Genomic DNA, 18,474 nt, shown 5'->3' with positions numbered 1-18,474 from the left:
CGGGCGCCGTGGCCGCCGCTGCCGCCGCCGCGATGGGGGCGAAGGCGCAGACGTTGCCGATCAGCGCGAGCCCGAGAACGGCTACAAAGGCGCGCGAGCCTCGGGGGCGCGTCGTCGCGCCGCGTTTCGAAACAGGATTACCCGCCAATACTTTGGTCGTCGTCACTCTAAACTCCCTTCTGACGGTACGTATCGCGGAGCCGGAGGCTTTCGATCCCCAAGGCCGCGTCATTTTCGCGTCTAGGTGGCAGATATGGGTGAGCGAACGGCCCAATTCGTTAACAAACAACTAACGAAAACACCTGGAACAGGGCGTTGATAGCGATAACACCTCCAAAAATCGGTCAATCTTCAGAATGTCTATACTATATATTTAGTATACTTCAAAAGTACACACAATATATACTTCAATAATATTCAGCACCACTTCGACACCGCCGAAACTCGAAGGACAATTTTCCTTTCAAATCCCTACTGAGGGGCTCCATGGGAGACTATCTTCGCGAAACAGAAATGAACGTTTCTCGAAAATTACAAATCCCAGGCCGCCGACAAGCTAAACCGCTTCTGTAGAATTTACGGCTGCACTCGCGATACAATCGCTCCGATATACATAATGTATATGAATAATATCGGCATGAATCGATATAACGTACCGAGCCTTACATTCTTACATTTCTAAATTTATAGATATTGATGATAATTCAAATGGAATTCGCAGATTTTCATCGCTTTAAGCTGAAACTATGCTCGTAACTTTGAGCGCATCATCTGCCGATCGACGCTAGCCGAGGCGATATAATTAACCGACATGCTCCAGTGACCCCAAAATGCCGAAGCTTAAGCGGAAATGTAAAATTTCGTATATATTTCACGCCGCGTCACGCGGGAATGTCGCCAACAAAATATGAAATCAACTGTACAAATTTGAATATACAAACAATACACGACAATCAAGATAAAATGCTTTAGGTAATAGATTTGTTTTTACATAGAATTCGGCCAAATTTCCTCTGAATGAGCCAAATCAATTTCCGATCAACTCGGCGCCACCAAATTTTTTCGGCCAAAGATCTTTTTTGAACGCAAGCCGGACTCGGCGCAACCTGTAGGCAAGACAGGGGCAAAACAATCAATCAAGGCGCGTGTCACGTGGGGCGGGCGAATCCGCCGCCCCTTCAGTTCAGAACCCGAACCTTTCGCGCGATCTGGTCGTCACCGCCGAGGCGTCGGTCCGATCATTTCGGCCGCCATGGCGGGCGCCGTCGAAGACGGACCCGCTGGCGCCATGTGGTCGAAGTCAACTGTCCTTCGTGCCGGCCACCTGGAACTTCGGTGCCGGCAGGCTGAGCCGGGTGTCGGCCACGGCCTCGCCGCGGAAGAACCGCACCAGCAGGGCCTGCACGTCTGGATGGGCCTCGAAGACGTTGTGGCCAGCGTTCTCGACGATCACCCGGGACTTGCGCCGGAACTGGGCCGCCACCTCGTCCTGTTCGGGCATCGGCGTGCGGCCGTCCAGCGTCCCGGCGACCAGCAGGGCGGGATGGTCAATGCGGAGCGGCGCCCGGAAACCTTCGCCCAGGTCGACGCCCGGGACCACGCCCAGCAGCTGCGGCATCGGGAAGTTCAGCGCCTCGCCCAGCACGGCGGTCCTGGCCTCGCGCCGCACCAGGGCCAGGCGAGCGGGCGAGATCCCCGACGCCAGGTCCGTGGCCTCGGGCATGCCGGCGATGCCGAGCGTGTTCGCGAATTCGCCCATGAAGGGCGCCAGAACCTCCGTCTTGCCGGCGTCGAGCGCCAGGTAGAGGCCCGGCAGCATGACCAGGGTCTGCGGATTGGCGATCAGCCCGCCCGCCATGAGCTGGATCGCGAAGCCGCCCAGCCGCAGCTCGACCGGCGCGCCGTTCAGCTTGGCGGTCATCCTCACCGGCGCCGCCTCCAGCTTGGCGTGCACCCGCCGCATCAGGGCCGGCAGGTCGGGGATCGCCGCGCGGACGGCGGGGTCGGCGGCCAGCAGGCCGTCCACCTGGCGCAGGAGGGCGTCGATCGCCGCCGGCCGCTTCACCGTCTGGTCCTGGCCCTCCAGGCTGGCCAAGGCCACCCGATTGACCCTGTCGCCATGCCGCTTGAGCATGCTGAGCGCCAGGTGCGTGCCGTAGCTGATCCCCCAGAGGTCGACCTTTTCCGCGCCCAGGTGACGGCGCAGGTCGTCGATGTCGTCGGCGTTCTGTTCGGTGTTGTAGCCGGTCATGGCCACGCCGGCCTTCGTCCAGTCGGCCCAGGCGCTCTGGAAGTCCTCGCGGAAGTAGGACGTCAGCCCGGCCTCCGTGAACACCGGCGGCGGGCGCGTCGAGGCCGGCCGCTCCGGGATGTGGTTGGACAGGCCCGTGCCTCGCTGGTCGAAGGCGATGACGTCGGCCACCTCGCGCAGGGCCATGAAGATCGGAAAGCGCGGTCCGCCCGCCGCCCGCGTCGCCATGCCGCCCGGTCCGCCGGCCAGGTAAACGATCGGCGGACCCGGCCTGGCCGCCGTCGAGGCGAACCGGACATAGCTCAGCCGGATCTTCCGCGAGCCGGGATCGCGGCGATCCTCGGGGACCTCGAAGAAGCCCCGCTCGGCGTCGGTCTCCTGGCCCTGCCAGCCCTTGAAGCGGAAGGGGCCGGCCTGCGGCGGAGACGTCGCCGGAGCGGGAGCCTGGGGAGCGGAGGCCTGGGCGAACGCCAGGGCCGGAAGGGCGAGGCCGGCGGCGGCGAGCACGGCGCGGCGATGGAGCGAGGTGTGGGTCATGGCGACAGCTGAGCCGTCCGCGGCGCCGTCCGCCACCCCGCTTCGGTCAATGGCGCCCGGTCATCGGCGAATGGCGGCGCATCTCGGCGAGCGGCGTCCTATAGGGTGACGCCATGTGGCGAATCTTGCTTCTCGGCCTGCTCCTGACAGGCCTCACGACCCTGGCCAGAGCCCAGGATACGCCGTGGCAGGCCTGCCATGGCGTGATCGGTCCGCGCGGTCCCGTGCTCAGCGACTGCCGCCCGATCCAGGGTTTCGTCGATCCCCAGGGCCGGGAGCTCTGGATCCGTTCCACGATCGGCGCCCCGAGTGACACTCGGCCGCGCGCCCTCTATGTGGCGGGCGTCGCCGCGTCCGAGGCCTGGCTCAACGGCCAGCGCCTGGGCGTCAACGGCCGTCCCGGCGCCATGGCGCGGGAAGAGGTTCCCGGGCGATACCAGGCGGTTCTTCCGATCCGCGAGACCGTCTGGCGGCCCGGCGAGAACATGCTGGTGCTGCACCTGTCGTCCTTCCATGGCGGCCTGCGTTTCGCCCGCCCGATGAGCGCGATGGTCGTCCTGCCCTATCCCTATCCGTCGCGCGTCGCGCTGCTGGCGGTCACCTTCGTGGCGGCCGGCGCCCTGCTGGCGGCGGCGTTCGGTTTCGGCGTCATCCATGCCATGCGCCGCACGGGATCCAGCCTGGTCCTGGCCGCCGTGGCCGGGGTCGCGGCCCTGCAGGCCACCGTCGAGACCCTGCGGTCGATGTTCGACTACCCCTATCCCCTGCACGCCTGGCGGATGGGCGCGATCTGGCTGTTGGCGGCCGCCTTCGCGGTGCTGCTGGTAAGCTATGTCGCCACCCGGTTCCTGCCCGGGGCGCGCCGCCTGATGATCGGCGTGGCCTTTGGTGTGGTCGGAGCCACCGTCCTGTTGCCCGGCTTCGACATAAAGACGGTGTGGGCGCTGATCCTGGGGGTGGCGCTGGCCGCCCTGCCGGCCGCGGCGGGGGTGCGTGACAGACGGCCTGGCGCGCGGCTGACCCTGGCCTATCTGGCGCTGTTCCTCACAATCGCCGTCGGGTTCCCCGAATGGCTGGCCGACCTCTCCTACTTCCTGCTCGCCGCCGGTCTGGTGCTGCCGCTGCTGATGGTCGAGGTGGTGCGGCTGGGCCGCGACGACCGCGGCCGCGAGGCCGCCCTGACCCGCGCCGCCAGCCGCCCCGATCGCCTGACGGTGGCTTCGGCGCGCGGGGTCGAGCTGGCGCCCATCGCCGAGATCCTGGCCGTGGTGGGGGCCGACGACTATGTCGAGCTCCGAATGGTGGGGGGCCGCAACTTGCTGCACGCCGCTCGCCTGGACGGTCTGACGACCCAATTGCCGGCGAACTTCCTGCGCATCCACCGGTCGGTGATCGCCAACCTGGCCCACGCGCAGCGCCTGGAGCGCGATGGCGACCGCTGGCGGCTGCACCTGAGCGAGGGCGCGCCCCTGCCCGTCAGCCGCTCCCGCCAGCCCGCCCTGCGCGAGGCCCTGGACGTTCCTCCCCCCGTGGGAGCGGTGTCGGCCTAGCGGTCGTTCTCGCCGTCGGCCTCGCTCGCGTTCCGCGAGCGGACGAACTCGGCGCCCGGCCGGTTCCAGACGGGCCGGGTCGAGAAGCGCCGGGCGACGGCGCCGCCCGCGCGTCAGGGCGCCAGGGGGCGCCCCCGCCAGCCCGCCGCCCAGCGGGAGGGCTTGGGTCCCATCACGAAGGCCAGCTCGCCGCCGGCGACGATCTGCTCGTAGGTGACCAGCGGCGCGTCCAGCCGCTTGCCGTTCAGGGTCGCGGACTGGATGTAGGGGTTGGCCTCGCTGTTGTTCGCGGCCTTCACCGAGAAGCGCTTGCCGTTGGGCAGGTTGAGCGTCGCGCCGGCATAGAGCGGGCCGCCGATCATGTAGTCCTTCGACACCGGATTGACCGGATAGAACCCCAGGGCCGCGAAGATATACCAGGCGGACATCTGTCCGCAGTCCTCGTTGCCCAGCACGCCGGTCGGCGTGTTGCTGTAGGCGTCTCGCGCGATCTGGCGAACCCGGGCCTGGGTTTTCCACGGCTGGCCGCCGAAGTCGTAGAGGTAGCTGTAGTGGTGGCTCGGCTCGTTGTCGTGCCGGTTGTGGCCTCCGGCGAAATGCTCGTCGAGCTTGGCGTTGAACGCCGCCTCACCGCCCAGCAGCCGGATCGTGCCCGGAATGTCGTGCAGGGCGGAGAACAGGTAGACCCACTGGTCGCCCTCTGTCCAACCCTCCTGAGGAGACGCCCAGCTCCCGTCGAGATTGCGGGCCTGCATGAAGCCCCGGGCCGAATTGAACAAGGTCTTGTAGCCGAGCGCGCGCGCGGTGAAGCGGCGATAGCCCGCCTCGTCGCCGGCGGCCTTGGCGACCAGCGCCACGGCGTGGTCGTCATAAGCCTCCTCCAGCGTGCTGGAGGCGGATTCCGAAACCTTGTCGGCCGGGATGTAGCCCAGCGTGCTGGACCAGGTAAGGCCAGCGCGGGCCTCGTAGGGAACGCCCGGCTCGCGGTCCAACCAACGGCGCGTGGTGTCGCCCTCGGGCGGAACCGTCGCGTCCTTGAGGACGGCGGCGTAGGCCAGCTTGAGGTCGAAGCCCTTGAAGCCCTTGGCGACCGCCTCGGCCACAAGGGAGTCCGCGTGCGTGCCGATCATGATGTTGGTGTAGGAGGGGTTGGGCCATTTGGGCATGTACCCGCCCTCCTGGTAGTCCTGCAGCAGCGCCCGGACCATGCCGTCGATCCGCTCGGGCGCGATCAGGGTCAGCAGACTGTTCTCGGCGCGGAAGGTGTCCCAGATCGAAAAGGCGGTGTAGGCCTCGCCGGCGTGCACCTTGTCGTCGAAGCCGCTGTAGTAGCGCCCCTGCTCGGAGAAGAGCTTGGGATACAGCAGCGCGTGGTAGAGGCCGGTATAGAGAATACGCCGCTGGTCGTCGCTGGCGCCGTCGACGGTGATCTGGCCCAGCTTGCCGTTCCAGGTGGCCTTGAGCGCGGCCACGGTGGCCTCGAAGTCCCATCGCGGCAGCTCGGCGTCGAGGTTGGCGCGGGCCTGCTCGATGCTGATGAAGGACGTGCCGACCTGGGCCTCGACCACCGGATCGTCGCCGTCGTCGAAGCGCGCGAAGGCTCCGACATTGTCGCCCTCGATCTCCGTTCCCGGCGCCGAAAGCGGGCCTTGGTAGACGCCGGCCTCCGACATCGCGCGCCGGAAGCGAACGACGAAATAGCCCCTGAAGTTGGGCAGCTTGATCGTGCTCAGATGGGCGTCCATCCGGTCGGGGTTGTAGCCGACGATTTCGCCCCGGGCGGCGTCCGCCTTGACCCAGCCGCGCGTGCCGGCGCGCGTCGCCTCGATCAGGACGGACCGCTTGGTTCCGGCGGGGAAGGTGAAGCGCAGATAGCCGGCGTGGTCGGTGGCGGTCATCTCGGCGAAGATGCGCTTGCCGGTCGCGACGTCGCCCATGCGGATGGAATAGTAGTAGGGCGTGACGACTTCATCGGCATGGCTGAAGCGCAGCCGGCGATATTCGGGGCTGGGCTGCAGCGAGCCCATCTCGGGCATCAGCGTGACGTAGCCATAGTCCCCCATCCAGACGGCGGGCTGGTGGGTGCCGATGAAGCCGGTGATCCATTGATCTTCGTAGGCGTAGGAACTGACGCTGATGCGGTTCTGGCGGGTCTGGGCTGTCCAGTTGGTCATCCCGAAGGGGGTGGTGACCAGGGGCATCGTCCCGGCGTATTCGGGCCCGGCTTCCGTTCCGCCCGTGCCGATATAGGGGTTCACCCAGTCCACCGGGTCTGGCTGGGCCCGCACGGCCGTGCCGCCCGCCATCGCCGCCGTGGCCAGGAAAAGCAGGCACGCCGTTCGGATCCACGGCGCCGCATGGCTGCGCGCCGGAACCATCCTCGTGTTCTTGGTCATGTTCATGCCTCTTGCGCGCCCTTCGCCAAATCACCGCCAAACGAGAGCGCTGAATCCACCGAGCGAGGATCACCGGTGAGTCACTCGCTGAGGAACATGACGGTGTCGGGCCAGGCTTTGTTTCGCAAGCTCGACTTGACGCGCCCGTCGATCTTGGGCCGCCCGCTGCTGGCGTGTCGTCAATCCGTCACTCAAGCCGATTAGTCACACCAGGATCGGTTCGCGTCGGCGAAGCCGGAGATCCTCGCGCGCAGCATGCAACGCAAATTCGATGGTCGCACCGGGCTGCTCACGATCATCGCGGCGGCGACCGCTGCGTTCCCGGCGCAAGGCCATGCACAGGTTCGCCGGGACCTGGGCGCGGCCCTGACCCAACTGGCTGTTGAACGTGACATACAGATTCTTTTTCAACCTCGTCTTGTCGAGGGCAGGCAGGCCGGACAGGTCCGTCGCGGGGCCGATCTGGCCCAGAGCTTGGCCGACCTTCTGGCCGGACAGGGCCTGGCGGTGCGCAAGGTGCGCCCTGGAATCTATGCCCTCGAACCCGCCGTGGCGACGCCGCCCGCGCGACGCCCGGTCCAGCCGGAGCCGGAAGGCGCCGCGCCGGTGGACGCCATCGTCGTCACCGCGCCCTACGCCGCCAGCCTTGGTCGCGCCATCACGCTCAAGCGTCAGGCGGCCTACAGCCTGGACGCCGTCAGCGCCGAGGACATCGCACGCCTGCCCGCCGTCAACGCCGCCGAGGCCCTGCAACTGGCGCCCGGGGTCAGCCTCGAACGCCATCGCGGAGTGGGGCTCTATGTCAGCGTTCGAGGCCTCGGCCCGCAGTTCCAGAATGTGCTGCTCAACGGTCGCTCGGTGGCCATGAACGACCTAGTGGAGAACGGCGGGTTTCGCGGCCGGCAGTTTCGCTTCGAGATGCTGCCGGCCGACGCCATCGACCGGATCGAGGTGGCCAAGACCACGACGGCCGACATGGACGAAGGCGCGCTGGGCGGAAACATCGACGTGCGCACCTTCAGGCCGCTGGACCAGGGCCGGCGCGCGGCGATCTCGGTTCGCGCTTCCGTGGGTCAGGGCGACAGGGCTGATCCCTCCGCCTCCGGAGTCTGGAGCTGGATCGACGACAGCGGCCGCCTGGGCCTGCTGGCCGCCGCTGTCGTCGATCGTCGACGCATCCGCAACGACCGCCTCTACCAGACCGGCTGGAACCTGGATCGCTTCACGGCGGTCCTGGGTCCGGGGCTCTACACCCCATCGCGCACGCGGCCGACGATCGAGCTGGAGGACCGTCGCCTGATCTCCGGCGACTTCGCGCTGCAGTGGCGCCCCTCCGCGGCATGGCAGACCGACGTGGACCTGCTGCTGACCCGCCTGAACGCCCACTACGACGAGTTCGGCCTCGATATCTATCCGGACGACGCCACCGTCTCGGCGCCCAGGTTCGTTCCGGGAAGCCAGACCGTGGTCGGCGACACCGTTCAGGCCGGAACGATCGACAATGTGCGGTGGATGGCCTCGCGCGAGACCAGCCTCAACCGCCATGACCTGGTCGCGTTCGGGGTGCATCAGCGTTGGAGCCAGGGCCCCTGGGCCTTGGAGGGCGACTACGCCTATTCGCGGGCCCGCAGCTACCACCCGGACGGCCGCGGCACGGTGCGCGCCCGCGTGGCCTTCTTCGCCCCCCTGCGTTACGACTTTGGCGGCGGCCGCCACGCTGGGCCGACCCTGGCCACACCGGTCGACTACGCCGATCCCGGCCAGTTCGTCGGCCAGGCGTTCGACTACACGTGGAAGGATTCCCGCGACACCGACGAGGCGCTGAAGCTGGATGTCACGCGGACCTTCGGCGGCGAGCTGGGAAAACTCAGCGCCGGGGTCGAGCAGCGCCGGCGGGTGCGCGACTATCGCCGCCGCGACTGGATCCTGAACACCGTGGTCGGCGCGCCGCTGACCGGCCTGGGATCGAGCTATTACGGCCATTCGCCCTTCTCGGACTTCCTGGCGGGAACCGCCGGCGACCTGCCGCGCCGTTGGGTCGCGCCGAACGCCAGGGTCTTCTACGATCGCCTGTTCACCTCCGACGTCGCCGTCCGGCCGCCGTCGGTGTCGGATCTGCGCAACTCGTTCGTTGTCGAAGAGAAGATCTATTCGGCCTATCTGCGCGCCGATTTCTCCAGCCGGTGGTTCGGACGGACCGTCGATGGCGACCTGGGCGTCCGCTACGCCCAGACGGACCAGATCTCCAAGGGCGTGCTGTCCAGCGGGGTCGATCCGATCCCCGCCGAATGGCGCAAATCCTATGGGAACTGGCTGCCCAGCGCCAATCTGCGCATCGCCCTGGCCCCTGACCTGCTGCTGCGCCTGGGCGCCTCGCGGGTGGTCAACCGGCCCAACGTCGTCGACAACGCGCCGCGCATCACCCTGGCCCGCGACACCCCGACCGCCAATGGCGGCAATCCGGACCTGGACCCGTTCCTGGCCACCCAGCTGGACGTCTCGCTGGAATGGTATTTCGCATCAGGCGGCGCCTTGACCGGCGCGGTGTTCGACCGCCGGCTCGACAACTACATCACCGCCCAGAACACCTTCATCCAGGCGCCCGGTCGCGGCGAGATTCTGCTGTCGACCAACGTCAACGGCGGCGATGCGCGGATCCAGGGCGTCGAGGTGGCCTACAGCCAGACCTTCAAGGCCCTGCCCTCTCCGTTCGACGGCCTGGGGGTGCAGGGGTCGCTGACCCTGGTGCGCAGCCGCGCCAACTATTTCGCCGGCGACCGGGTGATCCGCAATGCGCTCCTGGGCCTGTCTCGCACCAACTACAGCCTGCTGGCCTTCTATGAGCACGGCCGGGCTTCGGTCCGTCTCGGCTACGCCTGGCGCGGCCCATACCTCGCGACGATCGGCAGCTCGATCACCGCCCCGTCACACGTGGAGGCCTTCGGCTCGCTCGACGGCGCGGCGTCATGGCGGATCGATCGTCAACTGACCCTGTCGCTGGAGGGCGTCAACCTGACGGACGCACGCAAGTACGTCTATGGCGAGACCCGAGACCAGCCGATGGAAACCCATCACTGGGGCCGATACCTGTCCGCGAGGCTGAGATGGGCGTTCTGACCTTCCCCACGCCGACCCCGGACGGCGCCCTCCAGGGGCCGGCGCCAGACGCGGTCCAGCCGGCGGTAAGCGCGCCGCGGTTCGACACGCTCGTCTCACGCTATCGTCGTCCCCTGCTGAGCTTCTTCCAACGCCGCGCGGTCGGCGTCGAGGACGCCGAGGACCTGACCCAGGAGGTTTTCATGCGCCTGTCACGGCGATTTTCCCGCCTGCACTGGGGCAATCCCGACGGCCTGGTCTTCACGGTGGCGGCCAACGCCCTGGTCGATCACGAACGCCACGAACGCTCGCGGCGGCGCGGCCATCACGTGGAGGTCGACCCCGCCCTCCCGGCCGACGAGCCCTCCGCCGAGGCCGCGCTCAGCGGCCGCGAGCGCCTGCGCACCCTGGTCGCGGCCCTCGACACCCTGCACCCCAACGTCAAGGCGGTCTTCGTGCTGTGCCGGTTCGAAAACCTCAGCCAGGCCGAGGCCGCCATGCGCCTGGGCCTGTCGGTGAGCGCGGTGGAAAAACACATGATGACGGCCATGGCGCGGCTGCGCCAGGCGATCGGATCCAAGCATGACCTCTAACGACACCCCCACCGGAGCGCCTGGTCCCGATCCGCGCCAACTGCTCGCCGCCAGCCTGTCGCGACCGTTGACCGAGATGGAGCAGCTCAGCCTCGACGCCTGGGCCGCCAGTTCGGTCGCGGCGCGCGACGAGATCGCCCAGACCCGCGAAATCTGGCTGGCCGCCGGCCTGGCCGCGGAGGATCCGACGGTGCGCCAGTTGCGACGCTCGGCGCGCCTGGCCGCCGGCCTCGATCAGTCCGTCCATCGTCGCCGCCCGCCCGTCGCCCGTCGCTGGCTGGCCGGCGGCCTTGGGCTGGCCGCCGCTGGCCTGGTCGCCGGCGTGGTGCTGGTCGATCACCCCCACACGGAGCGGTTCGTCGCGCCCGAGCACGCTATCGCCCACCTGGCGCTTGAGGATGGAAGCCATGTCGCGCTCAGCCCCGGCGGCGTCCTGGCGGTCCGACTGTCGCGGCGCGAACGCGCTGTGGCGCTGGTCGATGGCGACGCCTTCTTCGAGGTCAGCCATGACGCTCGCCGCCCCTTCACCGTCGCAACGGCCGGCAGGACGCTCAAGGTGCTGGGCACCCGCTTCAACGTCACCGGCGGTCAACGCCTGACCGTGTCCCTGGTGCAGGGATCCCTGCGGGTCAGCGCGCCCGGCGCGCCCGATGTGTTGCTCAAACCGGGTGAACGCTATGTGGGGGCCCAAACGGGCGGCCGGATGGAGAGGGCCGACGTCGTCAATGACGCGGCGTGGAAAGACGGCCGGTTGGTGTTCGCCGACACCAGCCTCGCCGAGGCCGTCGAGCGACTGTCACGCGCGGCGGGCCGACGCTTCGTCCTTGGCGATCCGGCGCTGGGCGCCTTGCGGCTTTCCGGATCGATGAAGGTGGGTCGGATCGAGGATGCGCGCGCGGTGCTGGAGGCCAGCCTGCCGGTGGCCACGCGTATCGCGGCCAATGGCGACCTGATCATCACCGGGACCGGCGAAACTCGTCCTTGAACGGATAAAAGTCCCGACTTTTCAACAGGCTGTCGCAAATATTTCACCGCCGCGCGACTGAGGGCGCGCCCTCGAGCTTTCGTTCTTCCTCCCCGACCCGCCTCCCTGCGGGCCCAAATTCCATCGGGGGATAAATGATCCGCTCCAAGTTCAAGCCGGCGCGCTGCGCGGGCGCCGTCGCCATTCTCGCCTTCGCCGCCCAGGGCGTCTGGCTCGCCCAGGCGCACGCCGCCGAGCCCGCCGCGGCCCCGGCCGCCGAACCCGCCGCCGACGCGTCGGCCGTCGAAGAGATCGTCGTCACCTCCTACGGCAAGAGCCTGCAGGCGGCGGCGGCGCTCAAGCGCTCGGCGGCCTATGACCTGGACGCCATCAACGCCGAGGACATCGGCAAATTCCCGACCCGCAACGCCGCCGAGGCCCTGCAACTGGTCACCGGCGTGACCATCGACCGCCAGCGCGGCGCGGGCCTCTATGTCAGCGTCCGGGGCTTGGGCCCGCAGTTCCAGTATGTCGAGCTCAACGGCCGCTCGATCGCGGTCAACGAGCTGATCGAGAACGGCGGCGCCAAGGGCCGCCAGTTCCGCTTCGAGGTGCTGCCGTCCGAGCTGATCTCGCAGATCGAGGTGGTTAAGACCCCGACGGCCGACATGGACGAAGGCGCCCTGGGCGGCAACATCAACATCAAGACCTTCAAGCCGCTGGACGTCGGCCACAAGGCCGCCTTCTCGATCCGCGAGACCTATGGCGACGTGCGCAAGAAGGCCGATCCGTCGGCCTCGGCCCTGCTCTCCTGGACCAACGCCGACAACACCCTGGGCCTGCTGGCCTCGGGCCTGTACGACGAGCGCCACGTGCGCAACGACCGCCTGTACCAGGTCGGCTGGAACCTCGATAAGTTCAAGTCGGTGCTTGGAACGGGCCTCTACACCCCCGCGCGCACCCGCCCGACCATCGAGACCGAGCATCGCAAGCTCTATTCCGGCGCGGTGACCGGCCAATGGCGGCCCAACGGCGACTTCCAGACCGACGTCGATGTGCTGGTGACCCGCCTGGACGTCGACTACGACGAGTTCGGCCTCGATATCTACCCGGACGACACCACCTTCCGAACCCCGGTCTTCGTGGCCGGCAGCCAGAAGGTCGTCGGCGACACGGTGGTCGGCGGCACGATCAACAACGTGCGCTGGATGGCCTCGCGCGAGGCCAGCCTCAACCGCCACGACCTGACCGCCGTCGGCCTCAAGCAGGCCTGGACGCCCGGCGCTTGGAACTTCAACGCCGAGTACGCCTTCTCGCGCGCCCGCAGCTATCACCCGGACGGCCAGGCCACCAAGCGCAACCGCATGGCCTTCTTCGGCCCGCTGACCTACGATTTCTCGCGCGGCTACAAGTCGATCCCGCAGTTGACCACCACGGTCGACTACACCAACCCGGCCAATTTCGTCGGCCAGGCCTTCGACTACACGTGGAAGGATTCGCGCGATACCGACGAGACCATCCGCCTGGACGGCGGGCGCACCTTCGATGGCTGGCTCACCAAGATCGCGGCCGGCGTCGAGCGGCACAACCTGAAGCGCGACTATCGGCGTCGCGACTGGATCTTGAACGGCGCCCTGAACGTCCCGGTCACCACCCTGGGCTCGGCCTACTACGAGGCCCTGCCCTATTCGGGCTTCCTGTCGGACTTTGACGGCGCCACCCCGCGTAACTGGGTCACGCCGACCACCACGGCCTTCTACAACAGCCTGTTCACGCCGGCCGTCGCCGCCCAGCCGATCTCGGCCGCCGACGCGCGCAACTCGTTCGTCGTCGACCAGAAGATCTCCAGCGCCTATGTCCGCGGCGATTTCGCGTTCCAGGTCGGCGGCCTGCCGGTCAGCGGCAATCTGGGCGTGCGCTACGCCAAGACCGAGCAGGTGGCGAGCGGCACCCTGACCAGCACCGACACCAACAACAATCCCGTGCTGACGCCGGTGTCCTATCCGCAGGACTACGGCAACTGGCTGCCCAGCCTGAACGTCAAGGTCGAACTGCGCGACGACCTGATCGCCCGCTTCGCCGCCTCGCGGGTGATCAACCGGCCCAACGTCGTCGACAGCGCGCCGCGCATCAGCATCTCGCGCGACTCGCCCAACGGCTCCGGCGGCAACCCCGCCCTGAAGCCGTTCCTGGCCGACCAGTTGGACGCTTCGCTGGAATGGTACCCGGCCCCGACCACGGCCCTGACCGGCGCGGTGTTCTACAAGAAGATGGACGACTACATCACCCAGCAGAACACCACGATCCAGGCGCCCGGCCGCGGCGACATCCTGCTGTCGACCAGCGTCAACGGCGGCGACGCCAAGCTGACCGGCGTCGAAGTGGCCTACAACCAGAGCCTGGCCTTCCTGCCGGGACCGTTCGATGGCCTGGGCGTCCAGGCCTCGCTGACCCTGGTGGACAGCAAGGCCAACTACTTCGCCGGCAATCGCGCGATCAAGGACGACCTGATCGGCCTGTCCAAGACCAGCTACAACCTGGTCGGCTACTACGAAAAAGGCCCGCTGGCCGCCCGCCTCGGCTGGTTCTGGCGCTCGCGTTACCTGTCGGGCACCGGCAGCGTCACGACCGCCGAGTCCTATATCGACGCCTACGGCTCGCTGGACGGCTCGATCTCCTACGACCTGACCAAGAACTACGCCCTGACCTTGGAAGGCTCGAACCTCACTGACGAGATCCGCTACGTCTACGGCAAGACCAAGGACCAGCCGATGGAGATCTATCACTGGGGCCGCACCGTCTCGCTGACCCTGCGCGGCAAGTTCTAACCCTCCCCCTGGGCGGCCTCCGCGGGCCGCCCGACCTCCCGGATCGGTGCGCGGCGACGCGCGCCGATCCGTCCTTCCTCCCGAGCGACGAGACCGTCCATGCGCCTGCCTGCCCTGCTGCTTTCGATCGCCCTGCTGACGCCGGCGGGCGCGAGCGCGGCCGACGCGCCCAGGCTCAACGCCATGCGCGTGCTGGGCTCGCACAACAGCTATCGTCCCGAGCTCGACCCCGTCGCCCTGGCCCATCAGCGCCAGGTCATGGGCGAGCGCTCGACCGGCGTGGAATACGGCCATCCGCCGATCAAGACGCAGTTGGACCTGGGTCTGCGGCAAGTCGAGTTTGATCCCTATGCCGACAGCGCCGGCGGCCTCTACGCCGCGCCCTACGCCCAGGACCCCGCCAAGCTGGCGGTGATGAGCCGCCCTGGCGCCAAGGTCCTTCACGCGCCGGTGCTGGACGCCCGCACCCACTGCCTGACCCTGGCGAACTGCTTCGGCGAGGTGGCCCAATGGTCACGGGCCCACCCTGGCCATGATCTGATCGTGATCTTCGTCAACACCAAGGAAGAACCGTTCAACACGCCGGCCATGCCCGATCCGCCTCTCTATACCGAAGCGGACCTAGCGGGCGTCGACGCCGACGCTGTCGCCGCCTTCGGCCGCGACCATATCGTCACGCCCGATGACGTGCGCGGCGACGCCGCCAGCCTGCGCCAGGCGGTCGTCGCCGGCCGTTGGCCCACCTTGGAAGCCTCACGCGGCAAGGTCCTGCTGGTGCTGGATTCCAACCCACGCGTCTCGCAGCTCTACCGCCAGGATCATGCATCGCTGAAAGGTCGGGTGATGTTCGGGCTCTACGACGCCGCCGAGCCCGAGGCCGCGGTGTTCAACATCCAGGATCCCAAGGCCGAAGAGATGCGGATCAAGGCCCTGGTCAGTCAGGGCTTCCTGGTGCGCACGCGCAGCGATGCGGACACCAGGGAGGCGCGCGCTCATGACCAGAGTCGCCTGCAGGCGGCGCTACGCTCCGGCGCCCAGGTGATCAGCAGCGACTACTATCCTGGGGCGCCCGATCCGCTCGGTCTGGGGTTTGTCGTCGCGCCGCCATGGTTCAGGCCTGCTCCCCGCCCGTGATCCATCGCAATCCGGCGACGAGTTGACCTGGAAGACGAGGAACTGGCTGCGCGCCTTGTCGTCGAAATTGTCGTCCGCCGCCAGGACCAGGGTGCGCGAACCGTCCGCCACGAAAAAAGGGGCGGACCTTTCGGTCCGCCCCAGCGGGAAAACAGATCACACGTGGGCGACAGGCCCTAGAACTGCGCGCGTACTCCGACCGCATAGCGCGCCCCGGTATCGACGTAGCTCAGGAACTGGTTGGCGTACTTGCCCACGGTCTGGGTCTTTGTGTCGCCGACATTGGTGCCCTCGAAGAAGACCGAGAACTTTTCGGAGACCGCATAGCGCGCTTGCAGATCGATCTGCCCCTGCCCCTTGGTGTAGATGGGGTCGCCGCCGGTGCCGTTGGATGCGGTGCTGATGAAGCGGTCACGGTGATTGTAGGCCACGCGCACCTCGATCGGCCCCTTGGCGTAGAAGCCCACGAGGTTCTGGCTGTCACCCAGGCCTTCCAGCACGAACGGCGTTCCGGTCGCGGTCTGGTTGGCCTTGCTGTCCACGATGGTCGCGTTGGCGGTGATCCCCAGACCGTCGAACGGCGCGGGCAGGTAGTCGAAGGTGTGCTGGAAGCCGATTTCCACGCCGTAGACGTCCGCGCTCTGGGAGTTGCGCGGCCGCAGGACCTGCACCGGCAGGATGCCCCCGGGATAGAGACCGGCGGAGTTGGCGATGGTGAAGTTCTCGGTGGCCAACGAGTTGAGGATGAAGTCGTCGATGCGCTTGTAGAACGTGCCAACCGTCAGGAAGCCGGCCTTCTGATAGTACCACTCCAGCGACGCGTCGAAGTTGGTCGACTTGAACGGCCGCAGATCCGGGTTGCCGCCCGCCGCCGTGAGATTGCCGGGTCGCAGGGTGGTGAAGGCGATACGCGGCGCGACATCGGTGAGATTGGCGCGAGACAGGGTCTTGGTGGCGGCGAAACGACCGACCAGTTCCGGCGTGAGGTCGACCTTGACGTTCAGGCTGGGCAGGAAGTCGTTGTAGGTCGTGGTCTTGGAAACCGGCGCATTGGCGTCGGCATAGACCGCCGTGTAGGACGTGCTGTCGCCCGCGATCGGCAGGACGTCCAGCAAGGTCTGCTGGGTGCCGCGCGACGTCAGCTCGGTATGGACGTAACGGACGCCCAAGGTGGCGGTCCAAGGCAAGCCGCCGATGTCGGCCGCGAAGTCACCTTGGATATAGCCGCCCGAGATCTTCTCCTTGACCGAATAGGCCGAGGGTTGCAGATGGCCAACATAGCCGCCCTTGGAGGCGATATAGGCCGCGGTCGAGCCCACAGGGCGATCGGGATCGTTGCCCGCATTGTACGCCACGTCCTGGGCGTTCCCGGCCGCCGGAGTCTCGAGGAATTTGAAATAGTCCTCGGCGTTGAACGAGAGCCATTGGCGCGGGAAGTCGCCGCTTTCGCCGTCGAGGAAGGAGCCCGGGTTGAAGGGTTTCAGCAGTCCAGCCGGCACGGCGATGCCGTAGCCGCAATAGGAGCAGCCGACGTTATTGTCGGTCCGCACCGAAGCGTTGTCCTTGGTGCGGTCCGTGTAGATGGCGCCCATGCGCAAGGCGGTGAAGACCTCGTAGTCGGTCTTGAACACGCCATCCAACCGCGTCTCATAGACCGTCTCCGAAACGTTCGAGCCCTCGCGGGTCGCGAAGTGCGCCCGACCGACGCTCGGATCGGTGAAGCCTTTCGCGGCCGTCAGGCTGGGCAGACCATTGCCGGTATTGCTGTACTGAACCGCGTTGGGAAAACCGATCACGGCGAAGATCTCGTTGCCGCCGTTGTTCGACGCCGCCTTGGAGTAGGACGTGTCGAACTTCACGTTGATCTTGTCGGTGGGGTTCCAATCGGCGTTGAAGCCCAGGGACCGCAACTTGGTCGGTCGATTGAAGGTGCGGCTGATGTAGTCGGTGTGGCCGTTGGCGTTTTGCGAGAAGCTGGTCACGGTCCGGTTGCCGTCCAGGACGGCGTTGCTGATATCGGCCGGCGAGAACCAGTGGCCGATGCTGTTGGCCTGGGAGGTGACGGTGAACTTGTTGTAGAGGCCATCGACCGTCAGGGTCAGGTCGTCCGTCGCCCGAAACTGGACCGTGCCGGTGACGCCAATGCGTTCGCGATCCTCCCGGTCCGAGATCTGGTCGTAGTTCTGGGGCACGGTCGCAACGATGGCGCCGGCGCCCGAGCCCACCGTGGTGGAATAGTAGCCGTTGGTGGCGGCCGTGTTGATCAGCGCCTTGCGTTTTTGATACGACAACGAGGCCAGAACGCCGATGCGATCATCGGCCAGGCGGGTGGAGAACAGCGCGAAGGCGTCGGGCGAGGTCTTTTCCGAAAGATCCTCGTAGTTGGCCTTGGCGCTGAGGATGACCTTGCTGCCACGGATATCGAAAGGCCGTGCGGTCTTGACGTTGATCGTGGAGCCGATGCCACCTTCCTGCAGCGTGGCGTTGTTGCTCTTGTAGACGTCCGCGCCCGAGATCAATTCAGCGGCCAGAAGGTCGAAGCTGAACTGACGGCCGGCGTTTTCGGTGGCCAGGGTGCGGCCGTTGACCAGCACGTTGTTGAACGAGGGACCAAAGCCCCGAACCGTCACGAAGCGCCCTTCGCCGCCGCTACGGTCGATCGAAACCCCCGTGATGCGTTGCAGGGACTCCGCGACGTTGCTGTCTGGAAACTTGCCCAGATCTTCCGACGCGATGGAATCGACGATCACGGCGGCGTTGCGCTTGACGTCAATGGCGCGGCTCAGGCTGGCGCGCAGTCCGGTGACCAGGATCTCCTCGACCGTGTCGGTGGCGGGGGTGTCGCTGGCGGGCGCCTCCTGAGCGTTCGCCGCGGAGGCGATCATGCAAAGGCCAAGCGCACCCATGCCGGCGCTGATCATCAATCGACGCGCGAACGCGCGACCCCGACTAACTGTCGTTGCCTCGGTCATACTTCCCTCCTGGTGTGAGGGCCGCCGCGCTGAAAGCCGGGCGACCTCGTTATTCTTCAACCGACCTCGCCGGCATTAAGATGATAAATCATAAGAATGATGAGTGGTCAAACCAAACCCATAAGGAAATCCACATGTTAGCGCTATCAAGTT

At 66.8% G+C, this 18,474-nt stretch carries 10 protein-coding genes; 6 read left to right on the top strand and 4 right to left on the bottom strand.

The genetic code is table 11. From position 1 onward, the window contains the following. Window positions 1–1,300: 1,300 nt before the first annotated feature. The gene (locus PMI01_RS00950) at window positions 1,301–2,824 is read right to left on the bottom strand and encodes an alpha/beta fold hydrolase (RefSeq protein ID WP_085954815.1); all 1,524 of its coding nucleotides are present in this window, start codon (window positions 2,822–2,824) and stop codon (window positions 1,301–1,303) included. Window positions 2,825–2,901: 77 nt separating this feature from the next. Between PMI01_RS00950 and PMI01_RS00945 the strand changes: the two genes are divergently transcribed. After that, window positions 2,902–4,338 carry a LytTR family DNA-binding domain-containing protein gene (locus tag PMI01_RS00945; protein WP_007661807.1) on the top strand — a complete coding sequence of 479 codons (1,437 nt, stop codon included), beginning with the start codon at window positions 2,902–2,904 and terminating at the stop codon, window positions 4,336–4,338. A gap of 113 nt (window positions 4,339–4,451) precedes the next feature. On the opposite strand, the gene PMI01_RS00940 is transcribed toward PMI01_RS00945, so the two are convergent. Together PMI01_RS00940 and PMI01_RS27690 are read right to left on the bottom strand one after the other, a co-directional pair. Then, window positions 4,452–6,734: a GH92 family glycosyl hydrolase gene (locus tag PMI01_RS00940; RefSeq protein ID WP_007661806.1), complete on the bottom strand. Its 2,283-nt coding sequence runs from the start codon at window positions 6,732–6,734 to the stop codon at window positions 4,452–4,454. Between the two features lie 204 nt (window positions 6,735–6,938). Further along, window positions 6,939–7,145: a hypothetical protein gene (locus tag PMI01_RS27690; RefSeq protein WP_238536982.1), complete on the bottom strand. Its 207-nt coding sequence runs from the start codon at window positions 7,143–7,145 to the stop codon at window positions 6,939–6,941. A gap of 63 nt (window positions 7,146–7,208) precedes the next feature. Here PMI01_RS27690 and PMI01_RS00935 point away from each other — a divergent pair, with 63 nt between their 5' ends. The 5 genes from PMI01_RS00935 (at window position 7,209) to PMI01_RS00915 (ending at window position 15,349) form a co-directional block, all read left to right on the top strand. Further along, window positions 7,209–9,851: a TonB-dependent receptor gene (locus PMI01_RS00935; RefSeq protein ID WP_238536981.1), complete on the top strand. Its 2,643-nt coding sequence runs from the start codon at window positions 7,209–7,211 to the stop codon at window positions 9,849–9,851. Then, window positions 9,839–10,423, top strand: a complete 585-nt coding sequence (locus PMI01_RS00930) for an RNA polymerase sigma factor (RefSeq protein ID WP_007661804.1) — start codon at window positions 9,839–9,841, stop codon at window positions 10,421–10,423. The genes PMI01_RS00935 and PMI01_RS00930 overlap by 13 nt, the downstream gene beginning before the upstream one ends. Then, window positions 10,413–11,408, top strand: a complete 996-nt coding sequence (locus PMI01_RS00925; protein ID WP_007661803.1) for a FecR family protein — start codon at window positions 10,413–10,415, stop codon at window positions 11,406–11,408. The genes PMI01_RS00930 and PMI01_RS00925 overlap by 11 nt, the downstream gene beginning before the upstream one ends. Before the next feature lie 134 nt (window positions 11,409–11,542). Further along, window positions 11,543–14,215, top strand: a complete 2,673-nt coding sequence (locus PMI01_RS00920) for a TonB-dependent receptor (protein ID WP_007661801.1) — start codon at window positions 11,543–11,545, stop codon at window positions 14,213–14,215. 99 nt (window positions 14,216–14,314) lie between these two features. Beyond that, the gene (locus PMI01_RS00915; protein WP_007661800.1) at window positions 14,315–15,349 is read left to right on the top strand and encodes a phosphatidylinositol-specific phospholipase C domain-containing protein; all 1,035 of its coding nucleotides are present in this window, start codon (window positions 14,315–14,317) and stop codon (window positions 15,347–15,349) included. Window positions 15,350–15,525: 176 nt separating this feature from the next. On the opposite strand, the gene PMI01_RS00910 is transcribed toward PMI01_RS00915, so the two are convergent. Next, window positions 15,526–18,234 (bottom strand): TonB-dependent receptor, encoded by a 2,709-nt coding sequence (locus PMI01_RS00910; RefSeq protein ID WP_238536980.1) that lies wholly within the window; start codon window positions 18,232–18,234, stop codon window positions 15,526–15,528. Window positions 18,235–18,474: the final 240 nt, after the last annotated feature.

The sequence above is a fragment of the Caulobacter sp. AP07 genome (assembly GCF_000281955.1).
Taxonomy (GTDB): domain Bacteria; phylum Pseudomonadota; class Alphaproteobacteria; order Caulobacterales; family Caulobacteraceae; genus Caulobacter.
The sequence above is the reverse complement of the archived record's forward strand: the minus strand, read 5'-3'. Positions and strand labels throughout refer to the sequence as shown.